The organism is Zhongshania guokunii, from assembly GCF_040892635.1.
GTDB lineage: Bacteria > Pseudomonadota > Gammaproteobacteria > Pseudomonadales > Spongiibacteraceae > Spongiibacter > Spongiibacter guokunii.
In genome coordinates, this window is record NZ_JBFRYA010000004.1 from 244037 (window position 1) to 265907 (window position 21871).

Annotated in this window: 18 protein-coding genes; 7 read left to right on the plus strand and 11 right to left on the minus strand. The window is 52.8% G+C overall.

Annotated features, from left to right (window positions below; translation table 11 throughout):
• Window positions 1–103 precede the first annotated feature (103 nt).
• Window positions 104–1006, plus strand: coding sequence for an alpha/beta fold hydrolase (locus AB4876_RS06585; RefSeq protein WP_368380855.1), 903 nt, complete (start codon window positions 104–106; stop codon window positions 1004–1006).
• Between the two features lie 259 nt (window positions 1007–1265).
• Window positions 1266–3209: an acetate--CoA ligase gene (acs, locus tag AB4876_RS06590; RefSeq protein ID WP_368380856.1), complete on the plus strand. Its 1944-nt coding sequence runs from the start codon at window positions 1266–1268 to the stop codon at window positions 3207–3209.
• Between the two features lie 44 nt (window positions 3210–3253).
• On the opposite strand, the gene AB4876_RS06595 is transcribed toward acs, so the two are convergent.
• Complete coding sequence (locus AB4876_RS06595) at window positions 3254–3865, minus strand: hypothetical protein (protein WP_368380857.1); 612 nt, start codon at window positions 3863–3865, stop codon at window positions 3254–3256.
• A 225-nt stretch (window positions 3866–4090) separates the two neighbouring features.
• Window positions 4091–4933 carry a glutathione-dependent disulfide-bond oxidoreductase gene (gene yghU / locus AB4876_RS06600; protein WP_368380858.1) on the minus strand — a complete coding sequence of 281 codons (843 nt, stop codon included), beginning with the start codon at window positions 4931–4933 and terminating at the stop codon, window positions 4091–4093.
• A gap of 227 nt (window positions 4934–5160) precedes the next feature.
• Between yghU and AB4876_RS06605 the strand changes: the two genes are divergently transcribed.
• Window positions 5161–6459: a serine hydrolase domain-containing protein gene (locus AB4876_RS06605; RefSeq protein WP_368380859.1), complete on the plus strand. Its 1299-nt coding sequence runs from the start codon at window positions 5161–5163 to the stop codon at window positions 6457–6459.
• A 98-nt stretch (window positions 6460–6557) separates the two neighbouring features.
• Here the strand turns inward: AB4876_RS06605 and AB4876_RS06610 are convergent, their stop codons facing one another.
• From AB4876_RS06610 to AB4876_RS06635, 6 genes are all read right to left on the minus strand, one after another.
• Window positions 6558–7016: a hypothetical protein gene (locus tag AB4876_RS06610; RefSeq protein WP_368380860.1), complete on the minus strand. Its 459-nt coding sequence runs from the start codon at window positions 7014–7016 to the stop codon at window positions 6558–6560.
• 159 nt (window positions 7017–7175) lie between these two features.
• Entirely contained in the window at window positions 7176–7925 is a 750-nt protein-coding gene (locus AB4876_RS06615) for a DUF2894 domain-containing protein (RefSeq protein ID WP_368380861.1), read from the minus strand.
• Entirely contained in the window at window positions 7922–8605 is a 684-nt protein-coding gene (locus AB4876_RS06620; RefSeq protein ID WP_368380862.1) for an OmpA family protein, read from the minus strand. The genes AB4876_RS06615 and AB4876_RS06620 overlap by 4 nt, the downstream gene beginning before the upstream one ends.
• Entirely contained in the window at window positions 8602–10704 is a 2103-nt protein-coding gene (locus AB4876_RS06625) for a DUF802 domain-containing protein (protein WP_368380863.1), read from the minus strand. The genes AB4876_RS06620 and AB4876_RS06625 overlap by 4 nt, the downstream gene beginning before the upstream one ends.
• On the minus strand, window positions 10701–11513 hold the full coding sequence (locus AB4876_RS06630) for a DUF3348 family protein (RefSeq protein ID WP_368380864.1): 813 nt from the start codon (window positions 11511–11513) through the stop codon (window positions 10701–10703). The genes AB4876_RS06625 and AB4876_RS06630 overlap by 4 nt, the downstream gene beginning before the upstream one ends.
• A 214-nt stretch (window positions 11514–11727) precedes the next feature.
• On the minus strand, window positions 11728–12498 hold the full coding sequence (locus AB4876_RS06635; RefSeq protein ID WP_368380865.1) for a glutathione S-transferase N-terminal domain-containing protein: 771 nt from the start codon (window positions 12496–12498) through the stop codon (window positions 11728–11730).
• Between the two features lie 257 nt (window positions 12499–12755).
• On the opposite strand from AB4876_RS06635, the gene AB4876_RS06640 reads away from it, so the two are divergent.
• The 4 genes from AB4876_RS06640 to pta all read left to right on the plus strand — a co-directional run bounded on the left by AB4876_RS06640 (window position 12756) and on the right by pta (window position 16492).
• Window positions 12756–13544 carry an enoyl-CoA hydratase/isomerase family protein gene (locus AB4876_RS06640; protein ID WP_368380866.1) on the plus strand — a complete coding sequence of 263 codons (789 nt, stop codon included), beginning with the start codon at window positions 12756–12758 and terminating at the stop codon, window positions 13542–13544.
• Window positions 13545–13615: 71 nt separating this feature from the next.
• The gene (locus AB4876_RS06645) at window positions 13616–14986 is read left to right on the plus strand and encodes an acyclic terpene utilization AtuA family protein (RefSeq protein WP_301028373.1); all 1371 of its coding nucleotides are present in this window, start codon (window positions 13616–13618) and stop codon (window positions 14984–14986) included.
• Between the two features lies 1 nt (window position 14987).
• Window positions 14988–15320 (plus strand): AtuA-related protein, encoded by a 333-nt coding sequence (locus AB4876_RS06650; protein ID WP_301028372.1) that lies wholly within the window; start codon window positions 14988–14990, stop codon window positions 15318–15320.
• Window positions 15321–15520: 200 nt separating this feature from the next.
• The gene (pta, locus tag AB4876_RS06655) at window positions 15521–16492 is read left to right on the plus strand and encodes a phosphate acetyltransferase (protein WP_368380867.1); all 972 of its coding nucleotides are present in this window, start codon (window positions 15521–15523) and stop codon (window positions 16490–16492) included.
• Window positions 16493–16499: 7 nt separating this feature from the next.
• Here pta and AB4876_RS06660 read toward each other — a convergent pair whose 3' ends face one another.
• From AB4876_RS06660 to AB4876_RS06670, 3 genes are read right to left on the minus strand one after another with little or no spacing between them, the layout of a single operon-like run.
• A complete protein-coding gene (locus AB4876_RS06660) occupies window positions 16500–17270 on the minus strand; it encodes a M48 family metallopeptidase (RefSeq protein ID WP_368380868.1) in 771 nt (256 codons plus the stop codon).
• Between the two features lie 21 nt (window positions 17271–17291).
• Complete coding sequence (locus tag AB4876_RS06665; RefSeq protein WP_368380869.1) at window positions 17292–18806, minus strand: ATP-binding response regulator; 1515 nt, start codon at window positions 18804–18806, stop codon at window positions 17292–17294.
• Window positions 18796–21861, minus strand: coding sequence for a cache domain-containing protein (locus AB4876_RS06670; RefSeq protein WP_368380870.1), 3066 nt, complete (start codon window positions 21859–21861; stop codon window positions 18796–18798). The genes AB4876_RS06665 and AB4876_RS06670 overlap by 11 nt, the downstream gene beginning before the upstream one ends.
• Window positions 21862–21871: the final 10 nt, after the last annotated feature.

The window sequence follows — 21871 nt, forward strand, 5'->3', positions numbered from 1 at the left end:
AAAACAATATAGCCAAAACTTGAACTAGACGTCAAGTTCAGTTTTAATGACAGCACGTTAGTCTATTCTTTTTGCTTAAGAGCATGGGTATATTGGGGTAAACATGGACACTGATAATAAAAGCAATTTAAAGACAGCCCTTACCAACTGGAAGGCCAGCGGAGAGAGGCTGGAACTCAAGGGCCACCAAATATTCGTTAAAGACGAGGGCCCGAGCGACCTCCCGGTATTGCTGCTTATCCACGGCTTTCCCACTTCAAGCTGGGACTGGTATGGCATATGGGATACGCTAAAAGCACGCTTTCGCCTAGTCACCCTCGATATGCTGGGCTTTGGTTATTCCGACAAACCCAATATCAGCACCTATTCCATTCACGGCCAGGCCGATATTGTTGAGGCACTGATTACCGCCAAATCTTTAGATCAGTTTCATGTCTTGGCCCACGACTACGGCGACACCGTGGCCCAAGAACTATTGGCACGACAGCAGCAGGGCGTCGGCGCTGGCACATGGTTGTCTTGCTGCTTTTTAAATGGCGGTTTATTTCCTGAAACACACCGCGCAATATTGACCCAAAAATTACTCCTGAGCCCGATAGGCCCACTGCTAAATAAACTATCCGGCTATAAGCAGTTCAGCGCGCGATTTAGCTCAGTATTTGGCGACCAAACCAAACCCACCGAAGAAGAACTCCGAATCTTTTGGGCGCTCATTAATGAGAAAGGCGGAAAGCACATATTTCACAATTTAATTACCTATATGCGGGACCGCAAAGAACATCGTGAACGCTGGGTAGGTGCACTGAACAACGCCACTATTCCGCTCGCCTTAATCAATGGCTCGGTAGATCCCGTCTCTGGGGCACACATGGTCGCACGCTATAAAGAGCTAAAATGTCGTTTAGATTACTTAGGCGAATTGGCGACCGTTGGCCACTATCCTCAGGTTGAAGACCCCGTAGGTGTCACGCGGCATTTCTTCAATTTTATTAATAGCCAAAAATAAGGTTCAACCAAGCATAGTTCGTAATGACGTGCTAGGTGCCTGTTTTACAGGTACCTAGCACAATAATTTTTTAAAGCGATTTTTGTAAATGTATTCCTACGCCCCACCGCAAACTTCCCGCAACTAATTAAGCACCACCAGCGCCGCCCAGCAGTAGCTGCCACTTTCTGTGTAGAAGCTTTACGACTTTAGTTCAATTGTTATCAGCAGCAAGCACAGTGACACTTAGCACCATAATTTTTATGTCGGAACGCCTGCCATGTCTAAAAACCTCGTACACAAAGTGCCTAAAAATTTTCACGATGCACACATCACCCCACAAAAATATAAAGAGATGTATCAACGCTCAATAGATGATCCAAATGGCTTCTGGGCAGACATGGCAACTGAGTTCTTAGATTGGAATCAGACATGGAACCGCGTTGTTGACTACAATTTTTCTAAGGGCCAAGCCCAGTGGTTTAGTGGTGCCGAACTTAACGTTAGCTACAACTGTATTGACCGGCACCTACCCAAGCGTGCGAAGCAAACCGCGCTAATATGGGAAAGCGATAATCCTGAAGAGAGCATGGAGATAAGCTATGCCGACCTCAAGACAGAAGTGTGCAAGCTTGCCAACACCTTAAAATCGCGTGGTGTTAAAAAAGGTGACCGGGTGTGCATTTACTTGCCTATGATCCCCCAAGCAGCTTACGCAATGCTTGCCTGCGCCCGCATTGGCGCGGTGCATTCTGTGGTGTTTGGCGGATTCTCACCAGAGGCGCTTAAAGACCGAATACTGGATGCCGATTGCCGGCTCGTTATTACCGCCGACGAAAGCACCCGGGGCGGTAAAAACGTACCGTTAAAGGCCAATGTCGACAAGGCACTCGCCCATTGCCCAGATGTCCACACCTGCCTTGTTGTTAAGTGCACCCACAACGATATTCCATGGGTCGCGGGCCGCGACATCTGCTACCGAGATTCCGTTAGCGTAATGAGCGCCGACTGCCCACCCGAGTCGATGGCTGCCGAAGACCCGCTATTCATTCTCTATACCTCTGGCTCAACAGGCAAACCCAAGGGTGTACTCCACACCACGGCAGGCTACCTATTGCAAGCGGCCATGACCTTTAAATACACTTTTGACTATCGCGAAGGCGAAGTCTACTGGTGCACCGCCGATGTTGGCTGGGTCACCGGTCACACCTACATTGTGTATGGGCCGCTGTGCAACGGCGCCACTAGCCTCATGTTTGAAGGCGTACCAACATACCCGGATGCCGGTCGTTGCTGGGACATTGTAGACAAACACAAGGTTAATATTTTCTATACCGCGCCAACTGCAATTCGCGCACTACAAGCCCAAGGCGATGAGTTTGTTAGCCGCAGTGATCGCAGCAGCCTACGTTTACTCGGCACCGTGGGCGAACCTATTAATCCAGAAGCATGGGAGTGGTACCACCGTGTCGTTGGCGACGCGCGTTGCCCGATCGTCGACACATGGTGGCAGACCGAGACCGGCACTCATATGATCACCGCACTTCCCGGTGCCACCGACCTAAAACCCGGTTCCGCGAGCTTCCCCTTCTTTGGCGTGCAACTGGCGTTGCTGAATGAAGACGGCAGCGAAGTGCAAGGCGCGGGTTCGGGCTACTTGGTGGTTAAATCATCTTGGCCAAGTCAAATTCGCACCATCTATGGCGACCACCAGCGTTTGATCGACACCTATTTTAGTACCTACGAGGGCTACTATTTCACCGGTGACGGTGCCACCCGCGATGCCGACGGCTACTACTGGATTACTGGCCGGGTCGACGACGTGCTCAATGTGTCTGGCCACCGCATGGGTACCGCTGAAGTTGAAAGCGCCTTAGTGCTGCACCCTAAAATTGCCGAAGCCGCCGTGGTAGGCTTTCCACACGACATTAAAGGCCAGGGTATTTATTGCTACGTCACCCTTATGGACAACGCTGAGGTCGACGGCAATTTACGCGCGGAACTCATTGCCTTGTGCAGCCGCGAGATCGGCCCCATTGCCAAACCCGATGTAATTCAATGGGCGCCCGGTTTACCAAAAACACGCTCTGGCAAAATTATGCGCCGCATTTTACGCAAAATAGCGGAGTCTGATATGGACTCCCTCGGCGACATTACCACCTTAGCGGACCCAACCGTAGTTGATACTTTGATAAAAGATCGCATCAGCATGATGGCCAAGTGAGGTAGCAAGAAAGAGGGTACGGGCTTACGATAAGCCCGTACCAGTCATTGCGCTGCCATCACCAGCGACTCCGGCTTAGCCACCTTGTCATTCAACCTCTCACTAGGCGGCAGTTGTCCACCATCTAGTTTAATTAAATACGCCATTACATAAGCGGCGGGAAATACTGCCACGGTATCCCTGCCTGGCTTTTTAGCCTCAAACCGCACCGCGAGACCAGACGCCATAGCGTCGTCTAACTGTTGGCGACTCAGCTCTGCAGTAACAATCTCCTGCTGCACGCACTCTAAGTACGTGCTACTACACCGCGAGAAGCGACGCTCTTCAGTATTAAAAGGCAGCGCTTGGCCGCCTAAGCTTGCCGCGCGGTAAAAACGCCAGCCTCCCATATAACGCATTTCCAATAAGACTTGATGACGCGCGACGCCCTGATCATCGGTAATGGTTCGAATATAGCGCTGGCTGTAATCATCTACCCAGCCAATCGGAACCCGCTTAGCGATGCTCATGCCGCGCAGGACCCGTTCTTTATCCACCCCGACCTGCTCATACTTAGTGAGCGCAACAATATCTGCCACGCTCAAAACATCTTGCGACTCTGCGTATGCCGCCACCGATACCCAAGCACCTAACAACACGACGATTAGCTGTTTCATACGTCCTCCACGAGTTAAATCACCCTGTATTATTATTTGGCTCAACCCAGTAACTGAGCGCTCAATCAATAATTACGAGATTCGACTCAAAGTGGATTTCGGAAGAGTTGGGACAACAATATCTGTATCGACTGTATTTAGCGCCCCGACATGGCGCTAAATACAGCAAGCAAATTAGAAGGAAAGGCTAACTGTTATTGAGAAGGCCACTTATCGACCGCCCCACTACTCAAAATCCTGCGCACTGTGCCGCTCGGCCATTTGGCTCTCTTCCGGCCCCCACACCCGATTCACTCGGCGGCCACGCTTTACCCCTGGGCGCAGCGCAATCTGATTTGCCCAGCGCAACACATGTGCATAAGAGGCCACATCAAGAAACTCCGCCGCGTCGTAGAGATAACCCTGCACCAATGCGCCATACCATGGGTATGTGGCGATATCCGCAATGGTGTAGTTATCGCCACACAGGTAAGTATTATTAGCAAGATGCTTATCCAGCACATCAAGCTGACGCTTAACTTCCATGGTGTAGCGGTCGATGGGGTACTGAAATTTCTCTGGCGCGTAGGCGTAAAAATGACCAAAGCCACCACCCAAAAAGGGTGCACTGCCCATATTCCACATTAACCACGACTGACAGGCAGCGCGCTCCGCCGCTTGCTTTGGATAAAATGCATCGAATTTTTCGGCCAAGTACAGCAGAATTGCCCCCGACTCAAAAATTCGAATTGGTGGGTTGGCACTGCGATCTAATAGAGCTGGAATTTTAGAGTTGGGATTAATCGCGACAAAGCCACTGCCAAACTGATCGCCATCGCTAATATTAATGGTGTAGGCGTCGTACTCCGCATCACTAATCCCCAGCTCCAATAATTCTTCCAGCATCACCGTGACCTTTACACCGTTTGGGGTCGCCAAGGAATACAGCTGGAGTGCATGCTCGCCAACCGGCAGTGCTTTTTCGTGAGTCGCGCCAGAAACTGGCCGATTGATATTGGTAAATTTACCACCACTCTGATTTTCCCAAGTCCAAATAGCTGGCGGCGTGTAGCTTGGTGATTCTGACATTTACATTGACTCCCGTTGCGGTGAAAACAGCGTTTACCCGACCTAATACGCTAGTTAAGCATGGTACAAGTGATATCACTAATAGAGCAATTAAGCGCCACTTTGTTACACCTACCGCGATAATCGCCCTATATGACCCTAAAAAAGCCAACATTGGAATTTTCAGCCATAGAGACAGTGCATTAGGCGTGCTATAAAAACGCCCCGCTTAAAAGCAGAGAAGTGATATGCCGGTTACTCCTAGTGCAAATAAAATCTGTAAGGCCATCTTTAGAGCCCCGACGCTGTCACCGACGGCCACTAATTCACTAATCATAGATCCCGCTGAGCAGCCTATCGACTGCGGCGATATTGAAGCTATTTGGGCAAGTGCAGAAGCTCTCCATAACAGTGGCATGCACCCGATGGTGAGCATGTGCTTACGCTATAAAGGTAAAACCGTACTGCATCGCAGTATCGGCCAAGCGCGGGGTTTAAATAATGAAACACCGGTGGGCGCACAATTAGATACGCCAGTATGCCTATTCTCTGCATCCAAGGTAGTCAGTGCCGTACTCATTCACAAGCTTGCGGAAGATGGCCTGCTAAATTTGCTTAATCCCGTGAGCTATTACATTCCGGCTTTTGCACAAAATGGCAAAGCCAGCATTTCGATATACCAACTTTTGGCACACCGCGCTGGTGTTCCAGGGGTGCCACCCGGCACATCGCCAAGCATACTGTTTGATCCGCAGGAATCATTGCGCCTAATTTGCGAGCAGCCGCCACTAGACAACGACGGCCGCGTGTTGGCTTACCATGCCATTACCGGCGGCATTATCGCCGCCGAGTTAGTTAGGGTGTGCACGGGCCTAACCATGAACGAATACCTAGACAGGGTTATTCGCAAGCCGATGGGCTTCAAGTCATTTACCTTCGGCATGCCCAAAAGCAGCCGAGGTAGCGAAGCCCAAAATTACATTAGCGGCCTTCCCAGTGTATCGATGCTAGGAAGACATCTGGAAAAAATTCTCGGCGCCAATGTCGATAGCGTGGTTGATATTTCAAATACTGATGAATTTCTCGACGCCATCATCCCCGCCGGGAATTTATACGCCAACGCCGATGAGGCCTGCCAGTTTTTCCAAATGCTGCTTCAAAAGGGCGAATGGCACGGCAAGCAAATTTTATCTCCGCTGCTAGTATATCGCTTAACTTCTGAGGCTTCGCGACCGCAACATGATCGCTCGCTCGGGGTTCCCATGCGCTACAGCGCGGGCGCGATGTTAGGCGGCCGCGTGTTCGGCCTGTATGGCCGTAACACACCCTATGCTTTTGGCCATTTAGGGTTTTCAAATATATTTTGCTGGGCCGACCCTGAGCGCGACATTGCCGTCTCGCTGCTGAATAATGGCAAGCCTGTACTGGGCAGCCACATGTTTCATCTACTGGGTTTAACGGAAAACATTCGCAAATGCTTCCCCCAAAAAAGTGATATGTCAGGCTGGAGTGGTAGCTTTGGCCAACATGAGCTAAGCCCTAGCTAAATCAGTTGCGGATCTAATCCGGCAGGAGTAGATCCGCATAACAACAGCAAAAATAAATGCTGGTATTATGCGATTAACTACCAAGATCCGCAGCGTGCTTACATTTCGTGTAGGCGATTAGCCGATTGCGCCATAAGCTTAATTTCATGCTCTTCAATGTCGATTAATTGTTCCAGCATTTCTGCAGCCGGTGTAGCAATACAGCGGCTCAGTAGGAAGCGGTAGAGATCAATCAGCTGCGCATGGATGGCACTAACCTCGGCGAACATTTCATCTGCCGACATTTGCGCCCAGCGCACATCGGTTTTTTCAGTATTAGGCAAGGGCTGATCATTTAAAAATTCCGCACACCAAGTACCCAGTGCAGCATCACTTTCCGTGGGTTTAAACGCAAAGAGGACTTTGGCTAAACTACGCTCATGATCGGCAATATAATCGCTGAGCATTTTTGCGCGCTCATCACTGCTACTCGCCACACTATCTTGCAAATAGCCGGCGAAGGACTGATGGTAGGCCGCCGACCACTCAACCATTTCCTGCATTGTTTCAATGTGCATATTGTTACTCCTAAGATCGCCAGTACGTGCTAAACGTATGCTTGGGACAAGTAAAATCACAAACATACTCACGAGACTGCGCAAAGGGGTACAGCACAAACCTTGGGCGAACGGCTGAATAAGCAGCTGCTTATTGCTCTATAAATTGAGGGGAGGTCGCTAGCTTGGCTTTTTCTTTGCCTTGCCGCGGCCACCGACCCGACTGTTTTTCTTATCGGCTTTGGTATTGGCAGCAGTATCTAATTGCTCTACCCAAAACAACGTGTCGAGATAGCTCACGTAGCGATTTAAATACTGCGGTGACAATTCGCGCATCATGGTCAGCGCCTTGATGGCCAGCATTTGAGGATTGAGCGGGCCGGGACTTTCAGGGCCTTCGGCAATCGCAAGCTCCACCCGTTTTTCGACGGCGCGGCGCTGCTGATGCACCCGCATGGTTTGACTGGCCTTTAATGATTTAAGCGGGCCGTCGCTGGTTTCTGGTTCTGCGCTCTGGCTTGAGCTCGGCTTGGGACTAGCAGCGTACATTTCCGATTGCAGTAGCGCGCGCTCCTGCGCCTGCATCTCCTGCTCCAAACCTAAGGGGCCTGCTGCGGCCTGGGGCTGCGCCCGATCTAATACTTGGCGCAACTCGACCAAGGCCTTTACGGTCGCACTCTGACACCCTGCGCTCGGCTGCACCTGAGCGGAATCAGACGCGGCAGACAAATCCTGCGCCGCCGCACGGGCATTACGATAGTCGGTTAAGGCTCGGTGACTTTTCGCTGTGAGCTGTTCATTTAACGGTTCGCTAGCCTGCTGAGCACGGATCGCCAGCGCTTCAATATAGCGAAAACGCACTGGGTCGAAGCTGTCGTCTCCCGCCGCTCGCAACGCGGCAATTTTCTCCAGCAGCGCCAAATTCGTCATAGTGCAGCTGCTGACGATAACGGCGCCGGTGCCGATGCCGCCCGCTTCACCATCGGCACCGGCGCCATTTCAACGCGACGATTTTGGGAGCGACTATCGCTGTCGGTATTTGCTGCCACCGGTTGCTGCGCGCCAAAGGCCGCAGCAAATACGCGATTTGGCGGCATGCCCTCGTCAATCAAGGCTCGGGTTACGGTTAGCGCGCGCTGAGCCGACAACTCCCAGTTGTCGGAGAAGTGTAAATTGCCCTGCTGAATAGGCAGGTCGTCGGTAAAACCGCTGACCATAAGTAATTGATCACTATCAATTAGATACACCTGTAACGGCGCCCGCAAGCTATGTAATAGCGCGCGCCCCTCGGGCTGCAATTCTGCTGAATTGAGCGAGAACAGTACACTGCCACTGATGCCAATACGACCATCGCGCAGGGTTACCCGACCACTGGCCAAGGGCTCGGCAAGTGCCGCTTCCAAAGCTTGGCGACGCTGCTCGGCCACTTCCCGCAACTGGGTTTCACGCTTTAGGGTTTGGGATAACTCCAACTGAAATCCCAAGCTCCACACCAGCAGCAAAACAAACACACCGACTAGGCCGGTCATCAAGTCGCCAAAAATCGCCCAGATTGGCGGTTCTTGATCTAGGCCTTCATCTAATCCGCCACCCATACCCGAAAGACTCACCCGCGAGCCTCCGCCTGAGCAACGGCCCTGCCAGTAAGCTGCTGCAGCTGACTGATAATGTCCTGTTGGGACAGCATATTGTGATCGATAATTTCTCGTGCCTGGGCAACGTAATATGCCATTTGCTCGTCGCTGCGCGCGGTGCTATTACCCAGTGCCGTTTCAATCGAGGCCATGGTCTTAATGAGGCTGGCATTCGATTCGCTAAACAAACTAACCGCACTGGTAAAGGCTTCGCCCATGCTGGCCAGCTCGGCACTGCTCACCTCAAAATGGCTAACAATATCGGCGAGCTTGGTGCTTTCATCGCTCACCTTGTCGCTAAATTGGCTGCCAATAGACTCAAGCAGGCCCGCGGAGTTTTGCAGAATACTTTCCACTGCCTCGCGCTGGCCAGCGGCTGACTGCTGCAGCGAATCCGCCAAACTATTGAGCTGGGTCATTAACTCGCGACGCTCGCCGAGCAAGCTATTGTCCCGCGCAATATTTTCGGTCATTTCCGTCCGCAATTTCGCCATCAGCTCTGCGGCAATACGCGGTGTTTCCGAAGCAGACGCTATCAATCTGCCCATGGGTTCTTCCAGCGCATTGGCCAAGGTAGCCAAGTGCTCGCCAACAGCGCCCTGCAATTCCGCCAAGCGCTCCACCGCCGCTTCACCGCGACGCTCTTCAATCTCTCGCAGGTTACTCAACTCGGTTTGCACAGTACTCGCCAATTCGGCCATGCGCTGCTGGTAGTCGCTCAGCCACTTCTCCTCGCTGCTTATCCGCGCCTGCACCAGCTGCTCAGAGCTGTGCAGCAATTGCTGAAACTCGGCGGCAATCTCTTGACTGCCCGCGTGGGCATTGGCCGTCAATTGCGCAGCACTATCACTCAGCAAGCTAGCACTGCGCTCAAACACAGCAGACCAATTAGCCAAGCGCGCCTGTTCTGCCGCATCTTGGCGAGCCAAGCTGTCGTCACTCACGCGACTAAAGGTGTCGAGCAGCGAATGGCTCGCCGCCGCAAATTCGCTATTAAAGGCTTTTAGGCCATCATCCACCTGTGCAAGCAAGGTTTCACTGCCGCGCTGCTGGGCTTGCATGCCCTGCTGCCAGCCTTGGCTGAACTCCTCAGTGGTATTAGCAAACCGGGTACTCAAGGCGGCGAGGTGTTCTTGCACAGCAGCGCTGATCTGCTGCTGACTGTTCTGCAGCGCTTGGCTAACGTCCTGCGCAAAGCCTTGCACCACCGGCCCAACACTTTCACCCACCAGCCGACCGCTGTCAGCCAAACTGCTTTTCAAAGAAGCATCAACCGAGTTTGCCAACTCGCGATACTGGGCTTGCGCCGCAACATGGAACCGCTCCTGACCAGAAATGAGCTTGCCGCCTAAATCATCACTCATTTGCGCTAACCGATCTGCCAATGTCGCGAGTTGCTGCGCCACATCGGGCAGGGCCGCCGCCTGCTGCTGCATAGCCTTGTAGCTTTGCTCGCGCTGATAACTTAAAGAAAAGTTTTTAAACGCCCCGCGCAGCTGGCCGTCGAGTTGGCGAGATACCTGCAAGCGCTGACGCCGACTTAGGGTAGAAATAAAGCCCAGCATCGCCGACGCCGTCACACCCGCCACCGACGTCGCAAAAGCCATCCCCAAACCCTTGATGGGCGCCGCTAAACCAGCGCGCACCGCCTCAAGTTCGGTGCTGCCTTCCAGTGCCGTAACCGCACCTTGCAGGGTAGTGACCATACCAATAAAGGTGCCCAATAAACCGAGCATCACCAATAGGCCAATCAGGTAGGGACTTAACACTGGCGCCGGCAAGCCCACATACTCACTTTGAATGCGTTGACCAACGGCATTGCGAAGCCCCTGCGGCACACCCGCCAACCACGCTTCTAAATCGTCTACGACATCCGCGTTTTTTGGCAGCGCCGCGCTGAGACCAAGACTGGCTTGCTGGTAGCGAATAAGCTCCGCAAAACCGGCAGTAAAGGCCAAGGCTATTAATACGCTCACACCCAGCGCCAGCCAATTGCTGCCGACAAAGGCCGAGGCCATCCACAAAACTACTACAGCGCCTATAACAAAAGCGACTACCGACAGGATTCTTGTCATGACTGTGTTGCTACCTCTACTTCAAGGGCTTCCATCAAACCCATCACTGGCATCAACCGTAACTCCAGCTCTGCCAATAACAAGCCCTGCATTTCTGTAAAAAAATTGTCCAGCCAAGCGCCTTTTTGCAACCAGAGCGCGGGACTATCGCTCATCAGCTCGGGCTCTAGCTCCAGTTTGAAGCCGGCATCTTCTGATACGCTGCGCTGGGCATCTTGTACCGCTTTGTATTGCTGACTTAAAAAATAAAAGCGCTGCGCCAATAAGCGCGGAATACTGGCCAGTACGCGGCGATTATAATCGCCTAGCTTATCTTCCAAACTGCGGTCCAAAGCCGCAAGTTGGGCGAGTTGTGGCGACTGTCCGGCAAGCGCATCTTGTAATTGCCGGCGCAACACCAAAACACGGTGATCAAGCTGGCTTTGATGCAAATTATAAAAGCGCTGATAGGCTTGAAAGCCCTGTTCAGGTTCAACAAGCGTTTCGGCGCTAGGCTGGGGCAGTATAAACGGTGCCCCACTACCCTGCCCCTCACCGGTTTCGGTAATAAAGCTATTAAGAATAAAAGCCAGCATCTCGGCTCTGGTCTGTAAAAATGTATTCTTAAGTTCAGCGACATTGGCGGCAGCTGGTGTAAACACCAATTTATTAAGGCCGCGCAGCGACTCAGACAAGGCGATAGAGCCCGACAGGTCGATTAACTGACCTAATTTTTCCGCAAAGTTTTTGTGGGGGAGCTCAGTGTCTGCCGCGACCAATTCACCCAAAACACCCTGTAAACGCGAGATTTTTATAGAAACCGGATTCATAACTGCCTTAGGGTATCGAGCCTGTATGTGGCGACAATACCGCGGGAAAGGGAAATCAAATTGCAGGGACCGACATACTCAAACCGTCTTTTGCGCCCAATTATCGCCATTTTGCCGCGATATTCAAGGATTGTGTCGCCATTGACGCTTTTCTTAGCAAGGCGCTGCCGGTGCTGCAGCGTAGCGGCATTCGCCGCCCTCGCCCAAGAGCATCTCAATCGCCGTAGATCATTTTTAAATACGCCAATATATCTCCCGACTCAAACATCGCCACCTCGGTGTTCGGGTCTACCAAATACGGTACCTGGGAACGCCCCGTGAGTTCATTAAGCCGAACCCGATTTGCGCTCGTGATGGGCGCCTCGGGGAAAAATTTAGCGCGCACCACTGGCGGCCCCATTTCCTCCCAGCGGGATTTACCGAAATTACGCAGCCGGTAGGGGATCTCCAATTCGCACAGTAGCTCCCGCACTGGCCGCGCATAGGGGCTGGATTCAAAGCTATACAGCTCTAATGGCGCTACCGGTGCCACCGAACTTTTCGCATTCATGCCCCGAGCGCGACCAATCGAACGGCTCACTGTCGCCAGCGTGGAACTGCTCACCGCCAACTGGCGCTTCAAACCGCTTGGCGCCTGTTTGCGACCACCGCCGTACTGCTTATACAAGTGAGTAATAATGGCGCTCGATTCTAGTATTTGATCGCCGGTATTGGGATCAACCAACAATGGAAACTGGCTGATGCCGCTAATATCCAGCGCTGCTGGCCTAAAGCGCATGCCACCCTTAGGGCAGGGATAAATCATCACGTCGAGATCCAGCTCGCAAAGCACTTCGCGCACCAAGCGACAATATGGGCAGGCTTCAATATCGTAGAGTTCCAACAGCTGCTCAGGCTGGCTGTTGTTTCGACCAAAGGCCGCTGTTCCCCGCCAGCCACGCGCACTACTGGCGAAAAGAGAGGTAGTTAAATCGAAGGCATTCATTATTTTTAGCGTTCCTAAAAGTCATGGTTTAGACGTCAGCCGTAATTTACACAGTATCAAGCCCCCTTGAATAGCCATAGATTCGCTTAATCGCGGCGACTGAGCCACGCAATATTGCCGAGGGCATCACCAAAAGCACTATTGAGCACTACTCAATAGTAATTTATATCAGGCTTATGGTATGCTCACTGAAATCAGTAAATTCGAGTCTCAGTATCAAGCTCCGCGAACTGAGCTTTTTCAACAAGGAATTCGGCATGGGCGACCAGACCATTCATTACCAACTCAGCGCCAACGGGATAGCGACGATCACCATGAATCGCCCCGACATTCACAATGCCTTTGACGATACCGTCGTCGCAGCACTCACCGCCGCCTTTAAAAAAGCCGGTGACGACCCCGCTGTTCGCCTTGTTGTGCTCGCCTCAACAGGCAAGAGTTTTTGCGCCGGTGGCGACCTCAATTGGATGCGTCGCATGGCGACTTACACCTTTGAAGAAAATCTCCGTGACTCGCAATTATTGGCCGAGATGCTCCGCACCCTTAACTACCTGCCCAAGCTCACCATCGCGCGGGTACAAGGCCCCGCTTATGGCGGCGGCGTTGGTCTAGTGGCCTGCTGCGACATGGCCATTGCCTCGCCAGAAGCGGCATTTTGCCTCAGCGAAGTTAAGGTTGGCATGATTCCCGCCACCATCGGCCCCTATGTAGTGCGGGCTATTGGCCAGCGCGCCTCACGCCGCTACTTCACCACCGCCGAATTAATCACTGCCAATAAAGCCTTGGAATTAGGCCTCGTTGCCGAAGTTGTGGCCAGCGATGAGCTCGACAACTGCATTGCCGGCATCGCCAAAGGCCTGCTCCGCAACGGCCCCCGTGGCGTTGCCGAGGCTAAGCGCTTGGTATTGGATATCGCCGACGGCGAAATCACTGACGCCATGATCGCCGACACCAGCCAGCGCATAGCCGAGACCCGCGGCTCTGACGAGGGCCGCGAAGGCCTCACCGCCTTCTTAGAAAAACGCAAACCCGCGTGGATTCAGTAAGCCCACGATTTAGAAAGAACCATTTAATACCAACTCAACAACACCGACCCATACGACGACAGGAACGCATTATGAGCCAAGACAAAACTGTCCTAATCGCCAACGGCCAAGGCTTCTGGGGCGACAGCCTCCTCGGCCCGCTGCGCTTGGTAGAAGAAGGACCACTGGACTATCTGACCTTAGACTATCTTGCCGAAGTCACCATGAGCATTATGCAGAAGCAAAAACTGCGTAACCCCTCTGCTGGCTACGCCACTGATTTCGTCGAAATGCTGCGTCAGATCCTGCCGACCTGCCAAAAGAAGGGCATTAAAGTCATTGCCAATGCTGGCGGTGTTAACCCCAAAGGCTGTCTTGAAGCGATTCAAGCGGTTGTTAAAGAGCTGGGCATGACCGGCATTAAAATCGGTATTGTTGAAGGCGACGATATTCTCGACCAACTGCCTGAACTGATGGCTTCTGGCGAGAAATTCAAAAACCTCGACAACGGCGAAGCGGTAGACACCATCCTCGACAAAATGTCGAGCGCCAACGTCTATATCGGCGCCAAGCCGATTGTTGACGCCCTAGCCCAAGGTGCAGACATTGTTGTAACCGGCCGCTCCACCGATCCATCACTGGTCGTGGCGCCACTGATTTATGAATTTGGCTGGTCAATGGACGATTTTGACAAGCTGGCTGCGGGCACCGTTATGGGTCACATCCTAGAGTGTGGCGCCCAGTGCACCGGCGGTAACTATAACGACTGGCGCAATGTGCCTAACTTCGCGCGCATCGGCTACCCCGTTGTTGAAGCCAAGGCCGACGGCACCTTTGTGGTAACCAAGCACGAAGGCACAGGCGGTTTGGTGAATATCGACACTGTAACCTCACAGCTGATGTACGAGCTGGGCGATCCGGTTAACTATTTAGGGCCTGACTGCACCTCTGACTTCACCACCATCAAACTCGAGCAAGACGGCGAAAACCGTGTTCGCGTTAGTGGCGTGAAAGGCTCAGCACCGACCCCGACCTATAAAGTGTCAATGTCATACGAAGATGGTTACAAAATCGTTGGCCAGTTGACCTACACCGGTCCCGATGCGATTGAGAAAGCCAATCTTGGCGCCGAGATTCTGTTTGAGCGGGTTGGCATGTACGGCAAGCCAATCCCCGAAGAAGACCGCTTTATTGAGCTGTTCGGCACCAATGTTTGCTACAAAGGCATTGTTAAACAAGATCAGCCGCCCAGCGAAGTGATGCTGCGCGTTGGCGCCAAGAGCCACGACAAAAACCTGCTCAACATCTTGGCTCGCGAGCTGGCCCCGCTGATCACTAGCGGCCCTGTTGGCGTCACCGGCTTTGCCGCTGGCCGTCCGCGCCCAACCGAGATCGTGGGTTACTGGCCCGCGCTGATCGACAAAACTAAAGTCAGCACCCGCGTGCTCGTGGAGGAAGTGTAAGATGGCCCGTGTACAATTATTTGATGTAGCAATTGCCCGCTCTGGCGACAAAGGTGACGGTTCTAATGTTGGCGTTAAAGCCCGCACCCCCGCGCTGTATGAGTTCCTGCGCGAGAACCTGACCACTGCAGTGGTTAAAGAGCACTTCAAGGAAATCTGCTTTGGTGACGTGAAACGTTACGAGCTGCCTAACCTGCAAGTATTGAACTTCATTCTAGAAGATTCACTTGGCGGTGGCGGCACTGAGACCTTGATTATGGATGCTCAGGGTAAGGTTCACAGCCTTGCCATGCTCCACATGGAAATGGATATTCCCGATGAGCTGCTGGCCTAAGGGCCGTGCGCTTTGCTGCTTGTAACAATTAATTAGCGAGCAGCAAAGCCATCGACACTTCCTTATTCAGGCCGGTTTACCGGCCTGAATACTATTTAGCTTAGCGACACTCATTAAGCTAAATAGTATTATCCCCCCGTACCATCAAAAAACGCCCCCACAGCGTAAAATCCATCTGATCAGCCTTATAAGTGACTACTATGAGCGGAATTCTCAGCGCCTTGCACCAGCAAGCCAAAAGCCAAACCCAACGCGTAATTTTGCCAGAACACTACGACCCGCGGGTTATCGACGCCGCCGCCAGTCTTGCCGCGCAAGGGCTGGTAACGCCGATACTCATCAGCGCGCCGGACGCTAGCCCAGCGCCTGCCGGCGTTATTATTTTTGATCAAGAAGCGGACGCCGATCACTGGCGCCAGCAAGCGGTGAACGCCTTTACTGCGGCCCGCGCCAGCAAAGGCATGACCCCAGAAAAAGCCAGTGAGGCATTAAAAAGCCCAGTGTTGCTCGCCGCCGTGCTCATTAAAATTGGCTACGCCGACGCGGGCGTCGCCGGCTCCACTGCCACCACCGCCGACGTGCTAAGAGCGGGTATTCAAGGTTTGGGCTTACACGCCGACGCCAAGCTGGTATCGAGCTTCTTCTTAATGGAACTAAGCGACGGCCGAGTACTGACCTATGCCGACTGCGGCGTAATCCCCAGCCCAGACAGCAACGAGCTGGCCGAAATTGCCATTGCCAGCGCCGCGAGCCATCAACGCCTCACCGCTGAAAAACCCAAGGTGGCAATGCTGTCGTTCTCAACTAAAGGTTCTGCCAGCCACCCCTGCGTAGATCATGTTACAGCAGCGCTAGACCTCGCCAAAAACCGCGCGCCCAGCTTAGATATTGACGGCGAATTGCAATTTGACGCCGCTTTTGTCCCAGCCATTGGCCAACGCAAAGCCCCGGAATCCAGCGTAGCCGGACACGCCAATGTGTTTGTGTTTCCAAGTTTGGATGCCGGCAACATCGCCTATAAGATCACCGAACGCATCGGCGGCGCCAAGGCGCTTGGCCCACTATTACAGGGTTTGGCCAAGCCGTGGATGGACTTGTCGCGGGGCTGTAGCGCAGCAGACATCGTCGATGTAGCCGTGATTGCCGCGGTATTAGCGCAGGCGCCGAGCTAAAGCGCCATCACTCGCGAATGATTGCCGCGCCGCAGGCCTCAAGCTCGGCCTTGCGCGCGCGCCAATCTGGCAGGGCGGCGTCCATTAAGGCATAAAAGCGCGGACTGTGATTAAACTCTTGCAAGTGACACAGCTCGTGCACAATAACGTAGTCGATACAGCGCTCACTGGCCTTAATCAAATGGGTATTTAGGCATAGCTTGCCACTGCTAGAGCAGCTCCCCCAGCGCGAGCGCATTCGCCGCAAGCGCAGTTCTGGCAGCTCGCTCACCCAAGCCAATTGCCCCGTAAAAAACGCCAGCCGCCGCGCAAATAAAACCTGGGCCTGTTGTTTATACCACTGCTGTAGAGCTTGGCTTATCGCCTCTGGAGTGCTCGGATTGGCACGCGGGCTAATTAGCAGCTCGCCATCATGCAACACAATGCTGACGCGACGCGAAGCACTCAACTCATTAATTTTCAGGGTATAGCGCTGTCCTAGATACAAATGGGTCTCACCATCTGCGAAACACAAATCAGGGTTGCGGTACTGCTGGCGCTGCATGTCTTGGCGCCGCTGAAGAATCCACGCACTATTGCGCTGTATTAAGCTATCAATGTCGCGCCGCCTTGCGGCAAAGGGTGAGCGCACCAGCAAGCCACCCTTGGCATCCAGCTGCAAGGTGAGCTTGCGCCGCCGCCGGCGACTGCGAATTAAGGTCAGCTCTAACTCGGTACCCTCGACCCAAACCCGGGTCTTACTGCACTCTTCTAACGGCTTACGCCGCAGCAGCTCCATAGTGTTTATCGCGCCGTTGATTTAGACATGAGCGGGAAAGTGGCAATGAAATATCGCCCCCCCAGCCGGATTGTGTTCGTGGTGTATATTGCCGCCATGGGCTTGCATAATAGATTGGCAAACCGACAAGCCAATCCCCATGCCGCCTTCTTTGGAGCTTACAAAGGGACTAAACAATTGGGCTTCAATTTCCGGTGCTAAACCGGCACCGCGATCTGTCACACTAAAACAAACCATGCCGTCTTCTAGGTAGGTTTTCACCTCTACCGGATCTTCATTGCCCGCATTCGCCGTTGACTCCATGGCATTGCGAATCAGATTCAGGGCGACTTGCTGCAACTGGACCTCATCGACGTGAATTTCTGGCAGATTTTCAGCGCCGTGCAACACCACCGGTATCGCGTTTACCCGCGAATCGACTTCTGCCAGCGCCAATACATCTTCTAATACGCTGTTAAGGGCAAGGACTTCGCGACCGCCCGTAGGCTTTTTCACGTAGCTGCGCATGCGCTGAATCACCGCCGCTGCGCGCTCGGCCTGAATCGAAATCTTACTCAGCACATCGTTCATTTTTTCGCGCTTGTCTTCGGGAAGATCCACTAAAAGACGCTGCGCCACACGGGCGTAATTAGTTACTGCAGTAAGTGGCTGATTCACTTCGTGGGCAATACCTGCGGCCATTTCACCGCCAGTGCTCAAACGCTCGATATGGGCCAAGTGCTGGCGCTGACTGTCGAGTTCTTCCCGCGCCAAACCCAGCGCCTGCTGGCTGGCCAACCACTCACTGATGTCACGCAACACCAGCACCGCGCCACCCTCTTTGCGCGGCGAACCGCTGAGCGCCACCCGCACAGTCTCACCATTGCGAGCAGTGAGTTCGGCGTCTTCCTTGCGTAAACTCACCCCCCCTTTACACAATAAGCCCAGCGCCTGACTCAGGGAGTTGTCGTCGGGGAAAAGTTTAAGTTGGCCAAACAACTCACCCATAACATCCGATGCCGGCCACCCCGTTAGCTGGGCGGCGCGAAGATTCATCGAGCTGACCCGACCATCCACATCTAAACCAAATATGCCTTCTTCAACGGCATTTAAAATCCGCTGATTCTCATCTTCCAGCTCACTATTGCGACGCGCCAAGGCGCGCTCTAAGCGCTGTATTTTAACGTGGGTGCGAACCCGCGCCAGCACCTCGTCGGTTTGAAACGGTTTGGCAATATAGTCCACGCCACCAATCGCCAAGCCGTGAACTTTCGACTGGCTGTCGGTGAGTGCCGACAGAAAAATAATCGCAATATTCGCCGTTTCGGGATCGGCTTTTAGGCGCTCGCACACCTCAAAACCATCCATTCCGGGCATCATGACATCTAAGAGGATTAGCGCTGGCCGAGCTTTGCGCGCAGTAAATAAGGCCGCATTGCCATCACGGGCAGCTAGCAGCCGATAGCCGCTGCCTTCAAGGGTTTTAAATAAAACCTGTAAGTTAGTCGGGTTGTCATCGACTAATAATATCTGCTCGCCACTCAACTCACGCGCCATTAAAACTGGCCTCGCCGGCAGCGCGTTTTAACAGCCGCGACAAATTGTCAAAATCAAATTCATTGAGAAACTCTTCCGCCTCTTCAACAAAACCCCGGCACTCGGGGTTTGCCCGCCGCAGCTGACCAAGTAATTCACGGGTACCGGTGATATCACCCAAATCCACCGCCATCAGCAGCTCTTGTAAATCGCGATCAGGTGGTAACACAACCGCCGCTTTCGGCGCCTCAGGCACAACCTCATCAACCGGAGCCTGCGCCGCTGGGACTGCCTCGCCACCGCAGGTTTTGGCAACGATCTTCATTAAGTCTTCCATGCCAATTGGCTTAGGCAAGAATCCATCGCAGCCTACTTCAACGGCTTCGGCCATCATATCTTCGTCGGTGGTGGCCGAGGCCATCACGATGGCAACGTCGTGCATGCCCATTTCTTGTTTAATTATGCGCGTTGCCTCCATGCCATCCATTTCTGGCATACGCAAATCCATTAATACTAGTAGTGCCGTACGCTCTTTTAACAGCTCAATCACTTCCAAGCCATTGGCCGCTTCGCGAATATCAGTACTGACATCTTCAAGCATACCAAGTAACACATGGCGGTTTACCGCAACATCATCGGCAACAATAATTGCTGGATTATTGCCCACCATCGCCATCAATTCGGGCACGGGATCAACTGATTCAAGCAGTGTGTCGGCGGCCACACTGTCGCCTTCGACTTCGAGCAAGGGGATATCAAAGTAGAAGCAGCTACCCTGGCCAAACTCACTGCTCAAATTCAGACTACCGCCCATAGCCTCAACAAGACGCCTGCATATCGCCAAGCCTAAACCGGTACCTTTGCCATCTTGGGGATTCACCTGCCGGAAGGGCTCAAAAACGTCCCGCAGCTTTTCTTCTGGTATGCCCATGCCACTGTCTTTAACGGAAAACAGCAACTGGGCCAGTTCTTGATTAACATCCAGCTTCAATTCAACTTTACCGCTGGCGGTAAATTTAACCGCGTTATCGAGTAAGTTAACTAACACTTGGCGTAGCTTTACCTCGTCGACTTGCACATGGCGCGGCACATCTTTGGCGATATTAACCACAAAGTCTAAACCCTTAGACTGGGCTCGATGGCCAACAATATCGCTAACACTAGACACAATTTCATTCAAATCATTGGCTCGGCAAACAATATCGATATTGCCGCTTTCGATCTTCGCTAGATCCAACACATCATTAATGAGGGTTAGCAAATGCTTGCCGCAACTCTCGATGGCACGTAAATACTCTTGGCTGCCACTGGGCAGACCCTTTTCGCGCTGCAGTAATTGAGCGTAACCCAAGACCCCGTTCAGCGGGGTCCGCAACTCATGACTAACACTAGATAGGAACTGACTCTTGGCGTGCAAAGCGTCTTCTGCGGCGATTCTCGCGTTTACCAACTCTTGCTCAATACGCTTGCGATCGGTGATGTCGGTCATGATACCCATTGCCCGAATCGGCTTGTCGTTGGCATCGTTTTCAACTACATCACCGCGGCTGTATATCCAGCGATAATTACCCGCGCGGTCTCTAACCCTAAATTCCACGCTATTGCCGGTGGCCAGCCCCAGCCAACTGTCGACTGCAGAGGCGATAATCTGCATATCATCATTATTTGCAATATGTTTAAACGCCCCTACCGGATACGGTTTGGTCGGCACGTCGTAGCCAAGCATACGAAAGAAACTATCACCCACAGTGACCAAGCCGGTCTGCAGATCGAGATCCCACAAATGGTTTTGCGCGGCATCTAGCGCCAGCTGAAAACGACGCTCACTCAATTTCAAGGCGCGCTCAGTTTGGGTGCGCTTTTCAACCATGAAATTAGCGTCTTCGGCCAACTTCTGAAACTCAGCAAAAGGCAGTCGGTTCACATCAATCGCGGTCGAGCGCTTACTGGCGTCGGCAAAAAATTGTTGGAAAATTGTAAACCCAGCGGCGCTGCGGCGAGCCAACCAGCGCGCCGCGAGGGTCGAAAACACCATTAGGGCAAAAGCGATAATCACAATAAAGCGGATATGCTCTTGCACGCGCTCTTGCAGAGCTGCGCGCTCCTGCGCCAGCTTCACGTTTAGCTCGTCGAGAAACACACCCGAACCCAAGGTCCAACCCCAGGGTTCAAAGCGGCGAATATAGGATATAACCGGTTTGTTTTCACCGCCTTGATCTAGCCAATTCAACTCAGTAAATAAACTGTTATTGCTACCACTAACCTGTCGGCTCTTTTCGACGATACTGGGCATCAAGGCGCCGACGCTAGCGGGATCATAAGCGTTGACCAGCTGCCGGCCGTCACTGTCGACCACAAACATTATGGAGTTATCAGGGTCGATCGGCACTGCAGCAATACGCTCCACCACTTCGCGTTTGAGACGACCAACCTCATCGCGCAGATACACACTCGCGCCCATGTATAGATCGAGGGGCTTGTAGTAGTAAACAAAGCTGAAATTGCGCTCGGTAGCCGAGCGGCTCTGAGTATCGGTAAAGCGATACTCAAGGAAGTCGTAGTTTTTGTCTTTTATCGAACTGCGAATCTGACTGGCAAAGGCGTCGAGTGCGGCTCTATCAGAAATACGCTGACCACCACGGGGGTGCATTGGCGGCAGCAAAGACTTGCCCGCACCATCAAACAAAAAGAAGAAGCCTTTGTTGTCTAGAAAGCTCAGCGAGCTCATGGTGGCCCGCAGCCGCGTAATTTGCTCGGCGCGGCTCTCCCCCACAAACTCTTTGCGAGTAGTTTCGATTAACGATAAACCAACAGCAACCTGCTGACGCAGATCGTTGTATAGCTGGCGATTAAGCTGGGTGCGCTTAAACTCCAAGTACTCCATGGCCTTGTCTACTTCGCGGCGTAAAAGCTCGCGACGCGACTCTATATAACTGTCACGCCACGCCTCACTCTGCTGAGTGTAACGCTCGTATTCCTTGGCAATCCAGATATAGCCTAATATCGCCAGTGGAATCGCAGACAATGCGACTAGGCTTAAAAGGTATATTTGTACTAAACTGCGCTTAGTTCGCATGCGCAACCCT

What these genes read in the sequence shown, in the direction of transcription:
- AB4876_RS06585 (WP_368380855.1), top strand. Translation starts at nt 104, where the DNA reads ATGGACACTGATAATAAAAGCAATTTAAAGACAGCCCTTACCAACTGG.
- acs (WP_368380856.1), top strand. Translation starts at nt 1,266, where the DNA reads ATGTCTAAAAACCTCGTACACAAAGTGCCTAAAAATTTTCACGATGCA.
- AB4876_RS06595 (WP_368380857.1), bottom strand. Translation starts at nt 3,865, where the DNA reads ATGAAACAGCTAATCGTCGTGTTGTTAGGTGCTTGGGTATCGGTGGCG.
- yghU (WP_368380858.1), bottom strand. Translation starts at nt 4,933, where the DNA reads ATGTCAGAATCACCAAGCTACACGCCGCCAGCTATTTGGACTTGGGAA.
- AB4876_RS06605 (WP_368380859.1), top strand. Translation starts at nt 5,161, where the DNA reads ATGCCGGTTACTCCTAGTGCAAATAAAATCTGTAAGGCCATCTTTAGA.
- AB4876_RS06610 (WP_368380860.1), bottom strand. Translation starts at nt 7,016, where the DNA reads ATGCACATTGAAACAATGCAGGAAATGGTTGAGTGGTCGGCGGCCTAC.
- AB4876_RS06615 (WP_368380861.1), bottom strand. Translation starts at nt 7,925, where the DNA reads ATGACGAATTTGGCGCTGCTGGAGAAAATTGCCGCGTTGCGAGCGGCG.
- AB4876_RS06625 (WP_368380863.1), bottom strand. Translation starts at nt 10,704, where the DNA reads ATGACAAGAATCCTGTCGGTAGTCGCTTTTGTTATAGGCGCTGTAGTA.
- AB4876_RS06630 (WP_368380864.1), bottom strand. Translation starts at nt 11,513, where the DNA reads ATGAATCCGGTTTCTATAAAAATCTCGCGTTTACAGGGTGTTTTGGGT.
- AB4876_RS06635 (WP_368380865.1), bottom strand. Translation starts at nt 12,498, where the DNA reads ATGAATGCCTTCGATTTAACTACCTCTCTTTTCGCCAGTAGTGCGCGT.
- AB4876_RS06640 (WP_368380866.1), top strand. Translation starts at nt 12,756, where the DNA reads ATGGGCGACCAGACCATTCATTACCAACTCAGCGCCAACGGGATAGCG.
- AB4876_RS06645 (WP_301028373.1), top strand. Translation starts at nt 13,616, where the DNA reads ATGAGCCAAGACAAAACTGTCCTAATCGCCAACGGCCAAGGCTTCTGG.
- AB4876_RS06650 (WP_301028372.1), top strand. Translation starts at nt 14,988, where the DNA reads ATGGCCCGTGTACAATTATTTGATGTAGCAATTGCCCGCTCTGGCGAC.
- pta (WP_368380867.1), top strand. Translation starts at nt 15,521, where the DNA reads ATGAGCGGAATTCTCAGCGCCTTGCACCAGCAAGCCAAAAGCCAAACC.
- AB4876_RS06660 (WP_368380868.1), bottom strand. Translation starts at nt 17,270, where the DNA reads ATGGAGCTGCTGCGGCGTAAGCCGTTAGAAGAGTGCAGTAAGACCCGG.
- AB4876_RS06665 (WP_368380869.1), bottom strand. Translation starts at nt 18,806, where the DNA reads ATGGCGCGTGAGTTGAGTGGCGAGCAGATATTATTAGTCGATGACAAC.
- AB4876_RS06670 (WP_368380870.1), bottom strand. Translation starts at nt 21,861, where the DNA reads ATGCGAACTAAGCGCAGTTTAGTACAAATATACCTTTTAAGCCTAGTC.